This is a genomic window from Bradyrhizobium ferriligni (assembly GCF_056837965.1).
In genome coordinates this window covers 77,739-96,609 of record NZ_JBXEJO010000005.1, presented here as the reverse complement: position 1 = coordinate 96,609, position 18,871 = coordinate 77,739, and the positions used below count along the sequence as shown (strand labels likewise).

The window sequence follows — 18,871 nt, the reverse complement described above, 5'->3', positions numbered from 1 at the left end:
GGCCGCGCGGTCGGTGCAGCCCGCGGTCGTTGGCATCGACGAGCTTCCCGAACCAGGCGGCGTGCGGAAATCACCGGCAGTGCGATCGGGATAACGAACACACAAGGCCGCTGCCATCCCTTGAGATGTTCACCCCGACCAATCAGACCGAGACCTGGTCAATCCATATCCCGAAAGGCATGGCCATCGGCCTTGACACCTTCGATCACGCTCGGCGGCAAAAGATCTTGAGCGGAGGTCCCGTCAAAAACCCAGTCGCCCTTGTCCGCGAGGTCCGGGAGCTGCGCGCCCTTGCGGACGTAGATCCCGATCGCCGGCTTCTTCACATTGATGTAGAGATCGTATTCTTCCATCGCGTCTGTGCTTTCCCTCTTGCTCTATCGAGCCATTCATCGGCTACGGAGCAACCGCCATGCCAATTTGAGTGCATCGAGATATCAAGAGCTTACGCCGACCTGACGGACCGGATCTGACAAACTGTCCGATCGAGCACGGACAAATTGTCCACGCTGCGGGCGTGGCTCGCGCGGCGTCGAGCCCGATGTCGCTGCCGAAATCGAAACGTCTTGCCCCAGACAACAGCGGGCGCAGGGATCCCGCCGCACTTCCCGGTTATCCAAGAAAGACAGGACGTCCTGATGGCTCTTCTTCCAGTGTCACCGCAATATCTGCGTTGGCGGACAAGCGCACCTTGTTGCCCTCGACGCCGGCGACGAATCCCAGCTCGATATAGTGCTGATGTCCTTTGTGGTGCGCGAAACTGTTGCTCTTCTTGAGCTTGATACGATTACCTTCGATCTGATCGACCGTGCCGACATGCACTCCGTCAGCGCCGATTACTTCCATACCGCCGGTGATCTTGTTCATGGCCGTACCTTTTTCCTTGGAATCCATTGCAGCACATCACAGGAGCGATGATCCACATCGACTGCGTGACCGCGAACCACTCACACCAATCACTTGACCGGGCGGCCCGACTTTTCTTCCTCAAAGAGTTCGACGATATCGGCCTCAGAGCAGAGCCGCACCTTGTGATCCGTGACGCTGTCGACGAAATCCATGCCGATATAGTGGTGATGTCGTTTGTGCCCTCTGCCGCCAGTTTCGCTTTTCTTTAGCCTGATACGGTCGGCCTCGATGCTATCGACGACACCGATCTGCACACCGTCAAACCCGACGACCTCCATGCCTTCCTTGATCTGATGCTTCTTCATGAATTGCACCTGCTCGTTCCATGTCTTTCTCAAGCCTGACGCTCAGATCGCTTCGTCCTCATCCGGAGGCTTCACTGTCTTCCCGTTGAACGTCAGACCGTCTTTCCCGGAGGAGATCTGCACGGTCGAGCCGTCGCGGACATCGCCCGCGAGCAGCATTTCGGCCAGCGGATCCTGTACATATCGCTGGATGACCCGCTTTAATGGCCTGGCGCCATAGGCGGGGTCCCAGCCCTTCTCGGCGAGCCAGGCCTGGGCCTTGGCGTCGAGCGACAGTGTAATTTTGCGATCGTCGAGGAGTTTGCGGAGACGCGCAAACTGAATGTCGACGATTCGGCCCATATCGTTCTTCTGCAGCCGCTGGAACAGGATAATCGCGTCGACGCGGTTGAGAAATTCCGGCCGGAAATGCGCGCGGACCATCTCCATGACCTTGTCGCGAACGGCACTCGTCTTTTCGCCTTCCCCCTGATTGACGAGGTATTCCGCCCCGAGGTTTGAGGTCATGATGATAAGCGTGTTGCGGAAGTCCACCGTCCGCCCCTGACCGTCGGTCAGGCGCCCGTCATCCAGCACCTGCAGCAGCACGTTGAAGACGTCCGGATGCGCCTTCTCGATCTCGTCGAACAGTACGACCTGATACGGCCGTCGCCGCACTGCTTCCGTGATCACGCCACCCTCGTCATAACCGACATAGCCTGGAGGCGCGCCGATGAGCCGCGCGACCGAGTGCTTCTCCATGAACTCCGACATGTCGATGCGAAGGATGGCGTGTTCATCGTCGAACAGGAATTCCGCAAGGGCCTTGGCCAGTTCCGTCTTGCCGACGCCGGTCGGACCAAGGAACATGAACGAGCCCATCGGGCGGTTCGGGTCCTGCAGTCCCGCGCGAGCCCGTCGCACGGCCGTCGACACCGCGCGAACGGCTTGTGTCTGCCCGACCACGCGTTTGGCGATCATCTCCTCCATCTGAAGCAGCTTTTCCCGCTCGCCCTCCAGCATCTTGTCGACCGGGACGCCGGTCCAGCGCGAAACAACCTGAGCTATGTTGTCGGCCGTGACCGTCTCGCTGATCGAGCTGCTCTCGCTGGCCTCGACGGCAGCCAGTTTTTTCTCGAGTTCGGGAATCGTGCTGTAAGACAGCTCGCCTGCCCGCTGATATTCGCCCTTGCGTTGCGCGTTCGCCAACTCGGTGCGCAGCTGCTCGAGTTGCGCCTTCATCTTCTGGGCGTCCGAGAGCTTGCTCTTCTCGGCCTGCCATTTCGTCGTCATGTCGGCGGAGCGCTTCTCGAGATCGACCAGATCGCCGTCGAGCGTCTTCAGACGGCTCTTCGACCCGGCATCACTTTCCTTCTTGAGCGCCTCCTGCTCGATCTTGAGACGCACGATTTCGCGGTCAAGCGAATCCAACTCCTCCGGCTTGGAGTCGACCTGCATCTTGAGCCGTGCAGCAGCCTCGTCGACGAGATCTATCGCCTTGTCGGGAAGAAACCGGTCGGTGATGTAGCGGTTGGATAACATTGCGGCAGCGACCAGCGCTGCGTCCGAGATCCGCACGCCATGATGCTGCTCATACTTGTCCTTGAGGCCGCGCAGGATCGAGATCGTGTCCTCCACCGTGGGCTGCGACACGAATACCGGCTGGAAGCGGCGGGCAAGTGCGGCATCTTTCTCGACATGCTTGCGGTATTCGTCGAGCGTAGTCGCACCCACACAGTGCAACTCGCCGCGAGCCAGCGCGGGTTTGAGGAGATTGGAAGCATCCATCGCGCCATCGGTCTTGCCCGCACCAATAAGTGTATGCATCTCATCGATGAAGAGGATGATTCCGCCGTCCGCCGACGTCACCTCGGAAAGCACCGCCTTCAGTCGTTCCTCGAACTCGCCGCGGTACTTGGCGCCCGCGATCAGAGCGCCCATGTCGAGCGCGAGCAGCTTCTTGTCTTGCAAACTCTCGGGTACGTCACCGTTGACGATCCGCAGAGCGAGGCCTTCGACGATGGCGGTCTTGCCGACACCCGGTTCGCCGATCAGGACCGGATTGTTCTTGGTCCGGCGTGAGAGAACCTGGATTGTACGACGGATCTCCTCGTCGCGACCGATCACCGGGTCGAGTTTGCCTTCGCGCGCGGCCTGCGTCAGATCGCGGGCGTACTTCTTCAGTGCGTCGTATGCATTCTCGGCCGACGCGCTGTCTGCGGTGCGGCCCTTGCGGAGCAAATCGATCGCGGTGCCGAGAGCCTGGGCATTGACGCCGCCCTGCGCCAGGATCTTCGACGCTTCGCTGCTCTTGTCCGTGGACAAGGCCTGCAGCAGGCGTTCGACGGTGACGAAGCTGTCACCCGCCTTTTCCGCCAGCTCCTCGGCAGCGGTAAACAGGCGCGCAGTATCGGACGCCATATAGACCTGCCCTGCACCCGAGCCAGACACCTTCGGCAGTTTTGCCAAAGCCGCTTCCGTGGCGTGCAGGATCGCCCGCGAGTTTCCACCCGCCCGATCAATCAGACCGGCGGCCAGCCCCTCGTTGTCGTCGAGCAACACCTTGAGCACATGGAGAGGCGTGAACTGCTGGTTACCCTCTCTTGTTGCCAGAGACTGCGCCGACTGGATAAAGCCCCTCGCGCGGTCGGTGAATTGTTCAGCATTCATAACGCCACCTTTCAGACTCGCGGTCTGTCGTCAGAATTTTTCGAAGCGGAGTTACGAGCGGACTTCGCCCGGCGCAGCAGGCGGTGGCGTCGCCGCCAAGGCGTCCCGCAGAGCTTGCTCCTTGGTGTGGTCGAGCGAGGTCTTGAGCACCGTGCCGCCCGTGCCTTTAAGTGCATCAAGTACCTTGTCCGTGGTCATTCGACGAATGAGCACGAAAAGAGCGGCGTTGCCGGGCTTCAGATTTACCGACAAGTGCTTCATGAACTCGTCGTTGACGCCAACGTCGGTCAATGCACCCATGAGCGCACCGGAGGCCGCCCCGAGAGAAGCCCCGAGAAGCGGCGAGAGAAAGATCGCGCCGATCAGCAGGCCCCAGAAACCGCCGGAAACGGCGCCAGCAGCCGTGGTGTTCATAAGCTGAATGAGCTTGACCCTACCGTTGTCCTGCTTGACGGCGATCACGGCGTCGGAAAGCTCGATCAGGTATTCCTGCTGCATACCCAGAAGCTTCTGTCTGATCTCTTCAGCCTTGGCTTCGGTGGGATAGACGATGACAACGAGATCGGACATGGCGATTACTCCCTGCTTGATTCTCGATCCTTATTCCAACACGTGACGAGCGAATTGACGCCGTTTCAGCGCCGCGCCGTTCGGATCGCCTCCGATCGTGCAATCTTTGCATCGAGGCGCTGCTGTAGCCTAGTGAGGCTGACAACCATCCGTTCGTGGGTCCCTTTGCCGATTTCCTCGATCTCATCGGAGGCGCTGATGGCAAACACGATCCGGCGCCCCTCAACTGCGGTGACCTCGGCCGTGGCGGTGACCGTCTGCCCGATTGCGGTCGCAGCAAGATGCCGCACATTGACCATGGTGCCGACCACACTCTCGCCTGGCTCGAGATAGCTGCGAACGGCATTCAAGGCAGCATTCTCCATCGCCATGATCATGACCGGTGTCGCCAACACCGGCGGCAGGATGCTGTCTTTGAACCGGTTGGCCAGATGTTCGGGTTTCACGACAAGCGTGAAGCGTCCGGTTGTGCCGGTCGATATGAGCTTCATCGGTCACGCCGCCTTCTTGAAGAGATCCTCGACATATTCCCAGTTCACCAGGAATTCGAGAAACGCCTTGATGTAGTCGGCCCTTCGATTGCGATAATCGATGTAGTAGGAATGTTCCCAAACGTCGCAACCCAGTATTGGCTTTGCGCCATGGACGAGCGGGTTCTCGCCGTTCGGCGTTTTCATGACGATTGTCTTGCCGTTCTTGACCGCCAGCCAACACCAGCCAGAGCCAAACTGTCCGACCCCGGCGGCAACGAACTCTTCTTTCATCTTCTCGATCGAGCCGAAGTCGGCCTTGATTTGCCGCTCCAGGATTCCGGGCAGCGTGCTTCCGGCGTGCGGCTTCATCCATTTCCAGAAGTAGGTGTGGTTCAGGTCCTGGCTCGCATTGTTGAAAACAGGAACGTTCTTCCCGAACGAGCCGATCACGACCTCTTCCAGGCTCCTTCCCTCCCATTCGGTGCCTTTGATCAGGGCATTGAGGGCATTCACGTAGGCGGCGTGGTGCTTGTCGTGGTGATATTCCAGCGTCTCCGTGGACATGTACGGAGCGAGCGCATCATGCGCGTACGGCAGGTCGGGAAGTTTGAACGACATGGACATCTCCTCTGGAGGTGCGTCGCCGCGGATGGCGTGGTTCAGATGCCGCCGTTACACACCCGCGGCTGGCGGCCCCGGCGACCATCGCTTCAGTTCGCACAACTCATCACTCCCTCAGGGCCACAACGCTCTGGCTAAACTTCTGAGCAACTCATGTGCCACACGGGAAACATTGCGATATCAATCAGTTGGATCGCGAGAAGGAGCCGGCTTTGGACAATTTGTCGAAAGCAACGCGGACAAAATGTCCCACGCGACTCCTGAGTGTCGCCAGGTCGAGAACGAACGGATCGCTTGCAACACTCGGAGCCAGGTCGAAGCCGCATGAGGGCGACCGACGGAGATGATGCTCACCGTCAAAGTCGGCTTTCGCAGGTAGCGCTTCTGCAAGCAGTTCGCCTTTTGCGGCCCTAATTCTCCTGATCATACATGACCGCAAGGGCGGCAAGGGCGAGCAGGATGTAGCCGCCATCGTAGTCTGCGTCGTCATCAGTCGAAAGATCGAATTGCTGCCACACCCCGTCCAGCTTTCCCGCATCACGTTCGGCGATGACTTTGACGGCGACCTCGCGGATGGCATCGAACTGGGAAAAGTCGAAGTGCAGCCCTTCGTCGTCCATGAAAAGCCCGTGGCTTTTCAGGAAGGCCGCCATCGGCATCGTCGTCTCACTGATGTAGAAGAGCAGGTCCTCGGCTTGCAATGGCCGATCCTGCGCCTGCGGCACGAGACCGACCTGATTGATGAGCAGATGCCCCTTGGCCTGCATATCCTTCGAGAGCTGCTGCGTGGACACAACGGTCATCTCTGAAGCTCCTCGCCCTCACACATCCGTTGATGCCCGGCCGTCAGAACCGGCCGAGACCTATCGCTCGACCTGGCGTCACTTAGCGCGGCGCCCCTGAAAGTAACCCGCGTTGGTCGTGTTCTCGCGAATGTTTGCTGTATCGCCTTGCTCCGCGTAGTTTTCTTCGCGCTTCTTCGACGACGTATCCTTGCTAACCTCGGGGTCGCCGCCGGTGCCCTTGGGGCTACGATTGGCAGGCGGAACAGGAGGCATCTTCCCATGATGACGTGGCATTGCTGCGGCTCCTATGTCTGAGGCTCAACGTTTCCACTCGGTTGAAGCTCCAACCGCTGTTCGCGATTCCAGCAACGGTCGTGCCAAGCCGAGCATAGCACGATATCAATCGCTTAGCGGGCGCGACGAAGAGCCGGCGGACAATTTGTCCTTCTGGCAAGACGAAATGTCGCCGGCTCTTCGGGCCGCCATCAGTCCTCAGCGGGTAACCAGATCGTAAACGTCGTGCCCTTGCCGGGTTCACTTTCGACGGAAATCTTGCCACCTTGGCGCGTCACAAGCATCTGGCTAATGGACAGCCCCAGACCTGTGCCTTCCCGCCTCTTGGTGGTGAAGAATGGATCGAAAATCCGCTGCATCACGTCCGTTGTCATCCCGCCACCTGTGTCCGTCACATCGATCACAACACCAGGTCGCCGTCCCTCGTCTCGATCGAAGGTTCGAAGCGTCAAACGTCCACCTCCGGTCGTTGCATGGATCGCGTTGACGAGGAGATTGACAAGCACCTGCTGCAATTCGGTGCGATTCATCGAGATGAGACGTGAGGCGTGATATTCCGTCTCGACACTTATCGTTGTCTTGTTCAGCAGATGTTGAACCAGCGGCAGCGTATCTGTGACGACGGCGGCGGCATTGTACTGATCGGTAAAGCCGGCATACTCCTGCGGCTTGGCAAATTGCAGGAGCCTCGTCACAATCTCGTTCACTCGATGCAACTGTTCGTCGATGAGTCTAAACTCCGTTTTTGCTTCATCGGCCCTGGAGCCCATCACGTCCTTGATGATCTCCAGATTGCCTTGCATCACCGCGATGGGGTTATTGATCTCGTGAGCTACGCCGGCGGTGATCTCGCCGATAGCGGCGAGCTTTTCGGACATGATGAGTTGCTTTGTGGCTGCCTCCAGCTGCTCGTTCGCGTGTACGAGCTTGCTCGTTCGTTCCTCGACGCGCTGGTTGAGCTCCTCGTTCCATTGTCGCAGCTGAGCGTCGCGCTCGTGAATCTGATCCAGCAGTCGATCCAGGTGAGTTGCGACCTGTTCGATCTCGTCACGACCATCAACGGGTCCGGTGCGTGCTTCCAATTCGCCCCTTTCAACTTTCGCAATCGTGGTCGTCATCCGCTCGAGTGGCTTGAAAATGCCCGCAGCCCACCTCAGAAAGAGCGGCACGGTGGCTGCGACCGCGATGAGAAAGGCCAGCGCGATTTGTAGAAGCGTATCCCGCTTGGCTTCGGTGAACGGCTTCTGCAGATAGCCGGCATAGAGCATGCCGACGCGGCGGTCATAGCTGTCATTGAGCGGCTCGTAGGCCGAAATATACCAATCGTCGACGACGAACGCGCTATCCAGCCAAGTCCGGCCACGATCGAGAACCGCATTGCGAACGTCCGCTGAGACGCGCGTGCCGATCGCTCGCTGTCCTTCGAACATCCGCACGTTGGTACTGATGCGGACATCATCGAGGAAAAGCGTAACGGTCCCACGACTGCCTTCCGGCAAGCCCGACCCATGGAAAATCAGATCGTTGATCGTGTCGACAAAGGCAAGATTCTGGTTGAGCAGTATCCCCCCCACCAGAGCCGCGCGGTGCCCATTCGGCAATGAAACCGGCGTCGCTGAGTGCAGCACCAACCCTCGATTCTCTTGCCTTCGCGTGGTGGGCGTGCTTCCGGGCGTCGCGATGATGTCGATTTGCGCGCGTTTCGGAAGGTCCGCGGAAATCGCAGCAAGTTCCGCGGATTCAAACACATCAATCGCCGTTCGCGCGCGCCCCTCAAGCGCGGCGCTGATGACCGGCCAATTTCGGCGTGGAGTGGACGCCATTTGGGATTCGCTCGCGACGACCGCGCCGTCGTCGGCGACAATATAGAGAAAATCGAAGCCCCGCGCCTGCGCGATATCCCTGAGGTAGACATTCAGCGCCCCGACCTCAACGCCTCGCGTTTGCACAATCGACTGAAAGCGCGCGGAGCTGACTGACGATGCCAGCTCTCCCTCTGTGTTCTCCAGAATGCGTGCGAGGTATTGTCGGGCGATCGTCAGGTCATCATGCACCTTGGACGTCAACGCCGCGTCGAACTTCGCGTTCCAGCGATAGATGGTGATCCCGAGAAGCAGCGGGAGGATGACGAGCATTGGCAGGAGCGCCATCGCCAGCAGCCGATAGCGCACCGAGATCTTATCGAGAGCAAGAGCCGATATCAGAGGTGCCAGCTTGCGCATTTGCGGTCGATGGTTTTACGCGAGATGCCGAGCCGGCGCGCCGCCTCCTCGCGGTCGCCGCCCGTCTCGCGCAGCACAAAAAGGATATGTCGTCGTTCCACATCCTCGAGCGTGACATCACCCGTCGAGCTATCAATACGTGGCGGCAGATAGTCCTCGCGAAATTCGCCGAGGATTACGGTTCGCTCGATCAGGTTGCGCAGCTCTCGAATGTTACCCGGCCAGTCGTACCGCGCCAGAAACGTACGCATCCTGGCATCGATCGGTACACGTGGCATGCCAAGCTGCTCGGAAATCTCGTTCATGAAGACCTCGGCGAGCTCGAGCACATCCTGATCCCGATCCCGAAGAGCCGGAAGATTGATCTGCATGATGTTGATGCGGAAGTAGAGGTCCGCCCGAAAGGTACCCGCCGCAACCCGCTTCTGCAAATCGGCGTTGGTCGCGAAGACAAAGCGAGCGTCGACCGGCACTTCTCGTTCTGAGCCGACGGGGCGCACCCGTTTGTCCTCCAGCACGCGCAGCAGCTTACTCTGCAGGTGATGCGGGAGTTCACCGATCTCGTCCAGGAAGAGTGTGCCGCCCTGGGCGAACATGAATAGCCCCTCTCGCGCTTTCCCTGCGCCGGTAAACGCACCCTTCACATGACCAAAGAGTTCGCTTTCGATCATCTCCGCAGGAATTGCTCCGCAGTTAACCGGCACAAAAAGCTTGTCCGCCCGACTTGACAGCGAATGGAGCGATCGGGCGGCAACCTCCTTGCCGGTTCCGGATTCGCCGGTAAACAGAATTGGCGTCGGCAAGGGCGCCACCCGGGCGATGGTGTCGCGCGCTTTTTGAACCGCCGCCGATGCCCCAAGCAGTTTGCTACGCAGATACAAGGGACGCGACGACGACTTCAGCTCATGGTGCAGCACAAAATTCTCACGCTGCAGGCGCGCCCGATCAAGGCAACGTGCCACGGCGTTTAGCAGTTGATTGGATCGGAAGGGCTTGATGACAAAGTCGATGACGCCGATGCGCAATGCACCGATGGCTGTGTCGAGATCGGCATAGGCGGTCATAAGGATGACGTCGGTAAAGAAGCCGATCGCCCGCTGTTCCGCAAGCCAGTCGAGGCCGCTCCTGCCGGGCATGACATTGTCGAGAATCACGACATCGAAATGTTGCCCGTCGAGTTTGCGCGACGCATCCTTGGTGTCCGCGGATTCTTCAATCAGTTTGCAGCGCGGTCGCAGTAGCTTTACGAGGAAGTTGCGTATCCCCGGTTCGTCGTCGACGACAAGGATCGAGGCTTGCGCAAGCCAGGGGCCAAATTCCGGGTCGATCACCGGCTCGGCGACTTCAGGGCGGGTCTCCTCGGACATACAGGTCTCTCCCGACTCCGGCTCTGGCGGCGATTATCTCAAAGCAGAGCGCTAACTTTCTCCAGCGCGATGCAAAGACCGAGGCTGACCGGAATGTCTGCCGTGAGCCAACCCAGACCCGTGATCCCGGCAACCGCCCAGGCGCTGTTCAGGGCGCCATCGGTGACGCCTGCCGTCTGTGTCCCGATCATATTTGCAAGATAGGCCGGAACGGCCGCAATCGTCCAGAATATCGCGCAGCACACATTCTGAAGGGGCCGGATGACTACCGGGAAAGGCCGGGTGCCGATCTTCGTCGACGATGATTTTCGCCACCTGCGGCGTTTGCGGGCCGCCTTCTATGTCGAGCCTTGTCGCCGCATCGAATAGAATCGCTTTTACGTCATCGACCGTCTGAACGTTCCTTGCGACGAGCTTGCGGACCGGGGCCTGCAGGATAAGCGCATTGATCGATCCATCTCCGGGCGATGTCGTACCTGCCATCAAAGTGCTCCTTATGGCCCATTCCAAACGACGTAGGTTCGATCAGACGTTCCCCGACATGTCGTTGAACGTGGCACGCAGCAGCGCAAAAGCCTGCCGAACGCCGTGGAGCTGATCGATCAGATGCAAGATCACGTCGATTCCCTCGTCGTTGACTCCGAAGTCGCCTTTGAGGTCCTGTATCAAGCGCGCACGCGCCACGTCTCCATCAGAGAACAGAGCACCCGAAGCGGACTCAGTCGGAACGAGCCACCGTTGCTCCAGCCATAGCTCGAGCGTCCGCACGCGCAGTCCGGCCGAGGTCAGGAACTCCTGCTTGTTTAAGGTCATTTCGAACTACCTTCGCGCGGATTGAAATCCTTGCCCTTGCTCCAGCTCTCGACAAATGCCTGCAACTCCGGATCCGGCGATTGCGGCAACGTCACCTTCAGTTTCACAAATTCATCACCGCTGCCGCCACCGGCGCGCGGCGCCCCCTTGCCCTTGAGGCGCAGCGTGGTGCCCGTGTTCGATCCCTTCGGCACGGCCATTGTCACGTCACCGGTTGGCGTCGGAACGCGGATGTGACCTCCCAGCACGGCTTCGGTCAGCGAGATCGGAAGTTCGAGAAGAATGTTGTCGCCGTCGCGCGTGAACCGCCGATCCGGCGTCACCTCGACCTCGATGAGAGCGTCGCCCGCGGCGCCCTTGCCAGCCCCGGGTGCTCCCTTTCCCTTCAAGCGCAGGACCTGTCCGTCAACCATTCCCGGAGGAAACTTCACGTCGAGCGTGCCACCGCCGGGCAGAGTGATTCGCTTGCTCGCGCCATTAATCGATTCGACGAATTCGATCGGGAGACGGAAATGCAGATCTTCCCCGCGTCGGTTCGCGCGCGCGCGCTGGCTGCGTCTCAGCAGGTCCGCGAACGCGCCGTCCGAATCCATGAAGTCGGCAAAGCCGGCGCCGCTGGTGTAGACATCAGGATCGCCGGCATCGGCGTAGTCGCGATAGAAATGATGTTGCGGACGCTCGGTACCCGTCGCATCGATCTCGCCGCTATCGAAGCGCTTGCGCTTGTCGGCATCGCCGAGGAGGTCGTAGGCGGCGGCAACCTCCTTGAATTTTTCCTCGGCCGCCCTGTCCCCGGGATTGAGGTCGGGATGCAGCTTCTTCGCGAGCTTCCGGTAGGCCTTCTGTATGTCGCCTGCCGAAGCCGAGGACGCCACTCCCAATATGTCATACGGATTCCTGGCCACTCACCGCTCCCGACGACGAACATGCTTGCACATCGCAGAAACCGCGCCTGTCATTGGCAAGCAACAACCAAGCTGCAACTCCGAATTATTCAACATGCCCGGGATCCACATATTTTGGGTAGTTCTTCAGTTGTTGAGGCGTCATTCGTGCGGGATCCGGCGCTCCCGGAACACCGCGCGGACCGAGTTTGGCCCGCGTAATGTCGTCTTCCGTCAATCTCGGCTTGCCGTCGTCGAGTTGCCCATCGCCACCGAGACTTGCTGTCATGGTCTTCCGATCTCCACATGCCGTTCTGAACGAAGCAGCAAGAGCCACTTGCCGAACAAGGATGCGAACGATTGTCAGTTCGGCGTCTCTATCGACCCGGCTGAAGGGTCATACTCTCCAATCCTGCGGCGACGATCAGGCCGGTTTCCGCTTGTACGCTCAGGGGTTGCAGCGCGATGCTGTTGTTTGAACCACCCAGAAGTACATTGCCGCCGACACCGACGATGGCCGCAGCCATGGCATCGACGCCGACATAGGTCCCTGCGATATCGCCACGGCCGGGCTGGGCGATCGGCGCGAACACCGACCAGGCAAGCGCGGTGCTCTCGGTGATGCCGATGTCGAGACCGATCTTTTGGATCGTCGCGATGTAGTAGTCTTCGGGCAGCCCGTTGACCCGCAGGACACACGCCAGATTGGTTACCGCGCCCACGATAAAGCCGATGCTCGGGCCGCCCTTGCATTCAAGGACGCCTACCTGCACCTTTTGGACCGGCTGCTGGGCTTGCGTGGTGGATACCAGGGCGGCCAGCATTGCTCCGGCAAAGGCAGTGAGCACCGTCGAACGTCGTCGCATAAGAAAGCTCCTACAAAATGAAAGCGGAATGCCTTCAAGACTTCTGACTGATGTTTGTGCAAAAAGAAGCAGTCGGGATTTCATTCCAGCACGTGAGAGCCGGCGTTTCGTCCCGACAGCGGTGCAAAGCCAGATCGGCAGTCGCAGGCTCGCGCCTGCGCTGGCGGATGCGCGCTATTTCGAGTTCTTCTTGTCGTCGTCGATTTCGGTGAATTCGGCGTCAACCACATTGTCGCCACCCGAACTCGGCGCAGAACCAGGAGCGGCCTGCGCCGCGCTCTGCATGGCTTCCGCAAGCTTCATTGTATGCTGCTGCAAGGCGTTCACTTTCGTGTTGATCGCAGCGGCATCGTCGCCCTTCAACGCCTCGCGCAAGTCAGACATTGCGCTTTCGATCGCGCTGCGATCTGGTGCCGCAAGCTTCGATCCGTGTTCTGCGACAGTCTTCTCCGTCGCGTGCAGAAGTGCCTCCGCGGCGTTCTTCGCCTCGACTGCTTCCTTTCGCTTCTTGTCCTCAGCGGCATGAGCCTCCGCATCCTTGACCATGCGCTCGATATCGGCCTCCGAAAGGCCGCCCGAAGCCTGGATCTGAATGTTCTGTTCCTTGCCCGTGCCCTTGTCCTTGGCCGAGACGTTGACGATACCGTTTGCGTCGATGTCGAAGGTCACCTCGATCTGCGGCATGCCGCGCGGTGCCGGGGCGATGCCGACGAGATCGAACTGACCGAGAAACTTGTTGTCGGCTGCCATCTCGCGCTCACCCTGGAAGACCCGGATCGTCACGGCATTCTGGTTGTCCTCTGCGGTCGAGAAGACCTGGCTCTTCTTCGCCGGAACCGTCGTGTTCCGCTCGATCAGCCTCGTGAAGACGCCGCCCAACGTCTCAAGTCCGAGCGAAAGCGGCGTCACGTCGAGCAGCAGCACGTCCTTGACGTCACCCTGCAGCACCCCGGCCTGGATGGCCGCACCGACGGCGACGACTTCGTCGGGATTGACGCCCTTGTGCGGCTCCTTGCCGAAGATCTTCTGAACAACCTCCTGGATCTTCGGCATGCGGGTCTGGCCGCCGACGAGTACGACTTCGTCAATGTCCTTGGCTGTGAGCCCGGCGTCCTTGAGGGCGTTGAGGCACGGCTCGATCGTCCGCTGAACGAGGTCCTCGACCAGCGACTCGAATTTGGCGCGCGTGATCTTGACCTGAAGATGCTTTGGGCCGGAGGCGTCCGCCGTGATGAACGGCAGGTTGACTTCCGTCTGAGTGACCGTGGAAAGCTCGATCTTCGCCTTCTCGGCCGCTTCCTTCAGGCGCTGCAGGGCGAGCTTATCCTTGCGCAGATCAATACCCTGCTGCTTCTGAAACTCGTCGGCGAGGTAGTTGACCAGCCGCATGTCGAAGTCTTCGCCGCCGAGGAAGGTATCGCCGTTGGTCGCCTTCACCTCGAACACACCGTCGCCGATATCGAGAATGGAGATGTCAAAGGTGCCGCCGCCGAGATCGTAGACGGCGATCTTGGCCTGCTTCTTCTTGTCGAGACCATAGGCAAGCGCAGCGGCAGTCGGCTCGTTGATAATCCGCAGAACTTCGAGCCCGGCGATTTTGCCGGCGTCTTTGGTGGCTTGGCGCTGTGCGTCGTTGAAATAGGCGGGAACGGTGATGACGGCCTGGCTGATCTTCTCACCGAGATTGGCTTCGGCCGTTTCCTTCATCTTCTGCAGGATGAAAGCCGAGATCTGCGAGGGCGAATACGGCTTGCCCTCGGCCTCGACCCAGGCGTCGCCATTGGACGCCTTGATGATCTTGTAGGGAACGAGCGCCTTGTCCTTCTCGACCGTGGGATCATCGTAGCGGCGACCGATCAGGCGTTTCACCGCAAAGATGGTGTTGGTCGGGTTTGTCACCGCCTGCCGCCGGGCCGGCTGCCCGACCAGACGTTCGCCATCGGACGTGAACGCCACGACGGAAGGTGTCGTGCGCGCACCTTCTGCATTCTCGATGATGCGCGTGTTCTTGCCGTCCATGACAGCGACGCATGAATTGGTCGTCCCGAGGTCGATTCCGATCACTTTTGCCACGTCGCGCTCCTCTGCTTCTTCGTTGATCGACGATGTTCGGTTTGCGTCCCTGCGCCACTCCTGTTGAGCAACACATGTGCCAAATCACGACCCGCGGGATTTCAACGACTTAAGCTGCGCTGTCACGACTGGTCGGACATTTTGTCCGAAGCACTCCGGACAAAGTGTCTATTGGTTTGAGCGCGTATGATGCGTCAGCCTGTCCGGCCATTGCCGGCGACTGCGGAAGGCTTGTCCATTGTCGCCGGACAGCTGTCCGTCGCAGGTCGGGCCAGGTTGGAGCGGCACGCCGGAAGTTACCCCGGACGTCCGCCACCCAGCAAGGCGGAATCCCAGCCCGCTGCGGTCGCGCCAGCAACGTAGGCTGATTCCAGGAAGGCGAGCAGGTCACCGTCAGGATTGCCGGACTGGCGCAGGTCGTCGTAGTCGAGAAGGAACTCGCCCATGCCGGCGTCCCATCGTGCGGCGCTCGGGCCGATCTTCGCCTGTTCGATACCCGGCGGTTGGGGATAGGTGAAGGAGTAGAATGCGGGCCTGGGATACGAGGGATCGCCCGACCACCACCCCACCTCCACCAACTCCGCATTCATCGCATTGCGCCGGACGTAACCGACATTCGGCGCCGGCGAAGCAGGCTTGCCGTTGTAGAAGGGCACGCGAATATCGAACGTCCCCCACATCAGGCCGATCGGTTGCGTCTTGCCCGTGAACCGTCCCTGGAAGACCCGCAGGACGCGTTGAGTACTAAGGAGAATGCGCCACCAGGCGTTGACCATGTCGCGGTCGTACGGGCGCAGTTGCTTGTCCTCGTCGAACAGGATCGGGTTGGACACTTCCTGCGGCATGAGGGTGATCGAAGCGTTTATCCCCGCACGGCCAAGCTGGCCGAGGAACGTCTCGACCAAGGTCGCGACGGATGTCGGGCCCAGGGGCAATTGTCCCGATCCGCCCGAACTCGTGAGCCACTGCAACTCGTGCGAGACGAAGTCGGTGCGGACCTCGTAGGCTCCGCCGGCGTAGGGGATCGGGCCAGTGGTCAAGCCTCTCGCGCCGAGCCAAAGCGGGACCCCGGCCCATTGCGCCTGGAAAGGCTCCGCCAGCTTGAGCTTGCCGACGGCCTGCAACGCCATGTGGAGAAGATACCGCGTCGGCTCGAAGGCCTGGCAGGACAGAGCCGGCCAAAGATCGCCAGACGAGGGATTGGAAGATGACTTGCCGGTACTCATGGCCTGTCCTCGTACAAACATCGCATAAGAAGAACTCGCACCGCTATTCCAAGAGAGAATCTGGTCATGGCGAGCCCGATTCGGACAATTGAGATTCCAGAACGGGGCTCCTGTCGACTATAGCAGTTCAGCTTGCGACGCCGACCTTCGCCGGCCTCAACGAGCGCGAGCCGATCGAATAGCCGGGCTGCACCACAGTCGTAACCGTACCGCTTCGCACTGACGGATCCTGAACTTGGAACATCGCCTCGTGAAAGCGAGGATCAAACGGGCTTCCCGTCGGGTCAAGCTTCTTGACGCCATGCGCTTCCAGCGATCGGAGCAACTCCTTTTCGGTCAGCTCCACACCTTCCACAAAGGTCTTGAACGGTCCGGCGTCGTTGCGCAACTCGGCGGGCAGGCTGGACATGGCACGCTCCAGATTATCCGCGACATTGACCATATCGCCCGCGAACCTGGTCACGGCGTACTGCCGCACATCGTTCAGATCACGCTCCGCGCGGCGGCGTACATTCTCGGCATCCGCGAGTGCACGCAGGAGCCGGTCCTTGAGATCGGCATTTTCCGCGACGAGCCGCGCAATCGCGTCGTGCGTCTCTTGCGCGGATACGTTTGACGTCGGTTCAGCGCTCACAGCGGCCGGCGATCCGGAACCACACTCCCTTGAAGGATCCTCGGGCGTCGCCTTCTCTACGTCCTTCCCCTGATGCGGCTCTTCCTGAGACTGCTGAAGGTAACCCTGCCTGTTGGCGTAAGGATTCCTGGGTGGGACGTTGTTGGACATGGCAGCTCTCTTATGTCTCGCTATGGTATGTCGCTCGAACCGCATCGGGTCGAGCCGTTTTCCAGGCCACGAAGCCGGCCATCTACCGTGTACTGCGAAGCTGCAAGCCGAGGCCAATCAGCGCACAGCCCTGGAAGACGAGGTCGACCGACAACAGCAAGCCAAGCAGCCAAAGACTGTTGAGTGGCCATCCCAAAAGAAACGCCAATCCCGCGACCGCTGTGAGCAAGCCGGAAGCAAATAGCCAGCCCCAGCCACGGTCGTCCCTCGCTCTGAAGCCGAGCAGCAGGCGCATCAGACCGGATGCGATCGTGAAAACGGCCAGCATCAGAGTCAGAACAAGCGAGGCGATCACTGGATCCAGAATGATTGTCGTGCCGGCCACGGCGTAAAATAAGCCACCCAAGCCCCAGAGGAAGCGCCCGCGCCAACTCTCGACGCCAAACGCATGGATGATCTGGAAAACGCCCGCGACGATCATCAGAGCGCCGATGTAGAAGATCGTCGCGACGGTCGCCAACAGCAGATTGCTGACAGCACCGAAGCCCAGCAGGACAAAGAGAATGCCGGGGGCGACGAACCAGCCCCACTTCGCGCGCGCCTCGCTCAATATCCCCGTGAACGCTCCCCGCGGCTCTGACGGTGCAGTTGTGTGCGTCATAAGTGAAATGCCCAGAGATTGTTGGTGGCCGTACATCCTGTTACTGCCGAGCCCAGGCTGGCCCTGCGTTGCAGACGACGACGTTCCTGCAACCGACGACAACGCAATCGACGTGCCAGACTGCAAATGTCGCGATTTCAACGAGTTAATGACGGCCCACGTTGCTTGAAGGTCATTTTGTCCGGAATCGTTCGGACAAAATGACCTCAGCGCTGTGGGGCCGGCTCACCGGATACGAGAGATGAATTAACGTAGCCACAGTCTGATCACGCCCGCGACGAAGCCAAGCGCCGCAACGCTTGCGATCCAGATCGCAGCCATCCACATGAGCCGGCGCCATAGCGGAAGCCGCGCCTGCATCAATGATAGCCCACGATGCCTGCCTTGCCGCGAAACACCCAATAGGCCCAACCGGTGTAGGCAAGGATCAGTGGAATGATGACGCAGGCGCCCACCAGCATGAACAGTTGGCTTTCGACTGGTGCCGCGGCATCCCAGATCGTAATCGCGCGTGGAACAGCGTAAGGATAGATGCTGATTCCGAGCCCGATGAAGCTTAGCAGGAAGAGTGCCAGCGCCATGAGGAACGGCAGCCGCTCGAACTCTCGCTTCAGACTCCAGAAGAAAGTTACCGCGCTGATCAGCACCAACAGCGGCACCTGGGCCGTCAACAAGACGCCGGGCATTGCGAACCATCGCCGCCAGTAGTCATAATCGAGAAACGGCGTCACCGCGCTGATGGCCCCCAGCGCCAGAAGCGTACCGGCGCCGAGCCAGAAGGCGGCACGGCGCGCGTGACGTTGGCTCGTCCCCTCCGTCTTCCAGATCAGCCAGGTTGCGCCGAGCAGCGCATAGCCGATCACAACCGCGACGCCGGTCAGGATGCTGAATGGGCTTAGCCAGTCGAGCGAGCCGCCGGCATAGGCATCGTTGACAACGTGGATACCCTGCAGAATTGCCCCGAGAGTCACGCCTTGCGCAAAGGCGGCCACCAGGGAGCCCAACCAGAACGCAATGTCCCATAATGGTCGATGCCCTGGATCGCGCCAGCGGAACTCAAAGGCGACGCCACGGAAGACGAGCCCAAGCAGCATGGCGATCATCAACGGATAGGTGGCCGGAAGGATGATCGCATAGGCGAGCGGAAACGCCGCCAGTAGACCGCCGCCACCCATCACCAGCCACGTCTCGTTGCCATCCCAGACCGGCGCGATCGAATTCATGGCCTGGTCGCGCTCGTCGCCGACCGCAAAGCTCGGGAACAGAATTCCGATGCCGAGGTCGAACCCGTCCATGACGACGTAAGCCATCACCGCAAAGCCGATAATGGCAGCCCAGAAGGTGGTAAGGTCGATGCTGTACATAGGCC

General features: G+C 60.0%; 22 protein-coding genes. All 22 read right to left on the bottom strand.

From position 1 onward, the window contains the following. Nucleotides 1-158: 158 nt before the first annotated feature. Entirely contained in the window at nt 159-353 is a 195-nt protein-coding gene (locus AC1VNY_RS04300; protein WP_038387850.1) for a hypothetical protein, read from the bottom strand. Nucleotides 354-612: 259 nt separating this feature from the next. Then, the gene (locus AC1VNY_RS04295; RefSeq protein ID WP_482404219.1) at nt 613-894 is read right to left on the bottom strand and encodes a DUF2171 domain-containing protein; all 282 of its coding nucleotides are present in this window, start codon (nt 892-894) and stop codon (nt 613-615) included. A 62-nt stretch (nt 895-956) separates the two neighbouring features. Then, nucleotides 957-1,214: a DUF2171 domain-containing protein gene (locus AC1VNY_RS04290; protein WP_482404218.1), complete on the bottom strand. Its 258-nt coding sequence runs from the start codon at nt 1,212-1,214 to the stop codon at nt 957-959. 42 nt (nt 1,215-1,256) lie between these two features. Continuing rightward, nucleotides 1,257-3,863 (bottom strand): ATP-dependent chaperone ClpB, encoded by a 2,607-nt coding sequence (gene clpB / locus AC1VNY_RS04285; RefSeq protein ID WP_038387851.1) that lies wholly within the window; start codon nt 3,861-3,863, stop codon nt 1,257-1,259. A 51-nt stretch (nt 3,864-3,914) separates the two neighbouring features. After that, nucleotides 3,915-4,433, bottom strand: coding sequence for a DUF1269 domain-containing protein (locus AC1VNY_RS04280; RefSeq protein ID WP_482404217.1), 519 nt, complete (start codon nt 4,431-4,433; stop codon nt 3,915-3,917). 65 nt (nt 4,434-4,498) lie between these two features. Next, the gene (locus tag AC1VNY_RS04275) at nt 4,499-4,924 is read right to left on the bottom strand and encodes a thioesterase family protein (RefSeq protein WP_482404216.1); all 426 of its coding nucleotides are present in this window, start codon (nt 4,922-4,924) and stop codon (nt 4,499-4,501) included. A 3-nt stretch (nt 4,925-4,927) separates the two neighbouring features. After that, the gene (locus AC1VNY_RS04270) at nt 4,928-5,524 is read right to left on the bottom strand and encodes a superoxide dismutase (RefSeq protein ID WP_482404289.1); all 597 of its coding nucleotides are present in this window, start codon (nt 5,522-5,524) and stop codon (nt 4,928-4,930) included. A gap of 413 nt (nt 5,525-5,937) precedes the next feature. Next, a complete protein-coding gene (locus tag AC1VNY_RS04265; RefSeq protein ID WP_482404215.1) occupies nt 5,938-6,330 on the bottom strand; it encodes a hypothetical protein in 393 nt (130 codons plus the stop codon). Nucleotides 6,331-6,408: 78 nt separating this feature from the next. Continuing rightward, nucleotides 6,409-6,606, bottom strand: coding sequence for a hypothetical protein (locus AC1VNY_RS04260; protein WP_080583554.1), 198 nt, complete (start codon nt 6,604-6,606; stop codon nt 6,409-6,411). A 191-nt stretch (nt 6,607-6,797) separates the two neighbouring features. Further along, nucleotides 6,798-8,828, bottom strand: coding sequence for a sensor histidine kinase (locus tag AC1VNY_RS04255; protein ID WP_482404214.1), 2,031 nt, complete (start codon nt 8,826-8,828; stop codon nt 6,798-6,800). Beyond that, nucleotides 8,807-10,195: a sigma-54-dependent transcriptional regulator gene (locus AC1VNY_RS04250; RefSeq protein WP_482404213.1), complete on the bottom strand. Its 1,389-nt coding sequence runs from the start codon at nt 10,193-10,195 to the stop codon at nt 8,807-8,809. Before AC1VNY_RS04250 ends, AC1VNY_RS04255 begins: the two co-directional genes overlap by 22 nt. Before the next feature lie 51 nt (nt 10,196-10,246). Further along, nucleotides 10,247-10,678, bottom strand: a complete 432-nt coding sequence (locus AC1VNY_RS04245; protein WP_482404212.1) for a hypothetical protein — start codon at nt 10,676-10,678, stop codon at nt 10,247-10,249. A gap of 42 nt (nt 10,679-10,720) precedes the next feature. Then, on the bottom strand, nt 10,721-11,008 hold the full coding sequence (locus tag AC1VNY_RS04240; protein ID WP_482404211.1) for a chaperone modulator CbpM: 288 nt from the start codon (nt 11,006-11,008) through the stop codon (nt 10,721-10,723). Then, nucleotides 11,005-11,913 carry a DnaJ C-terminal domain-containing protein gene (locus tag AC1VNY_RS04235; protein ID WP_482404210.1) on the bottom strand — a complete coding sequence of 303 codons (909 nt, stop codon included), beginning with the start codon at nt 11,911-11,913 and terminating at the stop codon, nt 11,005-11,007. The genes AC1VNY_RS04240 and AC1VNY_RS04235 overlap by 4 nt, the downstream gene beginning before the upstream one ends. Nucleotides 11,914-11,998: 85 nt before the next feature. Beyond that, nucleotides 11,999-12,181: a hypothetical protein gene (locus AC1VNY_RS04230; RefSeq protein WP_482404209.1), complete on the bottom strand. Its 183-nt coding sequence runs from the start codon at nt 12,179-12,181 to the stop codon at nt 11,999-12,001. 88 nt (nt 12,182-12,269) lie between these two features. Further along, on the bottom strand, nt 12,270-12,758 hold the full coding sequence (locus tag AC1VNY_RS04225; protein WP_482404288.1) for a DUF992 domain-containing protein: 489 nt from the start codon (nt 12,756-12,758) through the stop codon (nt 12,270-12,272). Nucleotides 12,759-12,932: 174 nt separating this feature from the next. Continuing rightward, nucleotides 12,933-14,858 (bottom strand): molecular chaperone DnaK, encoded by a 1,926-nt coding sequence (gene dnaK / locus AC1VNY_RS04220; protein WP_482404287.1) that lies wholly within the window; start codon nt 14,856-14,858, stop codon nt 12,933-12,935. 269 nt (nt 14,859-15,127) lie between these two features. Next, nucleotides 15,128-16,057, bottom strand: coding sequence for a DUF5996 family protein (locus AC1VNY_RS04215; protein ID WP_482404208.1), 930 nt, complete (start codon nt 16,055-16,057; stop codon nt 15,128-15,130). 127 nt (nt 16,058-16,184) lie between these two features. Then, complete coding sequence (gene grpE / locus AC1VNY_RS04210) at nt 16,185-16,841, bottom strand: nucleotide exchange factor GrpE (protein ID WP_482404207.1); 657 nt, start codon at nt 16,839-16,841, stop codon at nt 16,185-16,187. Nucleotides 16,842-16,923: 82 nt separating this feature from the next. Further along, nucleotides 16,924-17,451, bottom strand: a complete 528-nt coding sequence (locus AC1VNY_RS04205; protein ID WP_482404206.1) for an HdeD family acid-resistance protein — start codon at nt 17,449-17,451, stop codon at nt 16,924-16,926. A gap of 297 nt (nt 17,452-17,748) precedes the next feature. Next, nucleotides 17,749-17,862: a DUF2474 family protein gene (locus AC1VNY_RS04200; protein WP_038387860.1), complete on the bottom strand. Its 114-nt coding sequence runs from the start codon at nt 17,860-17,862 to the stop codon at nt 17,749-17,751. Beyond that, a complete protein-coding gene (cydB, locus tag AC1VNY_RS04195; RefSeq protein WP_482404205.1) occupies nt 17,862-18,866 on the bottom strand; it encodes a cytochrome d ubiquinol oxidase subunit II in 1,005 nt (334 codons plus the stop codon). The genes AC1VNY_RS04200 and cydB overlap by 1 nt, the downstream gene beginning before the upstream one ends. Nucleotides 18,867-18,871 lie beyond the last annotated feature (5 nt).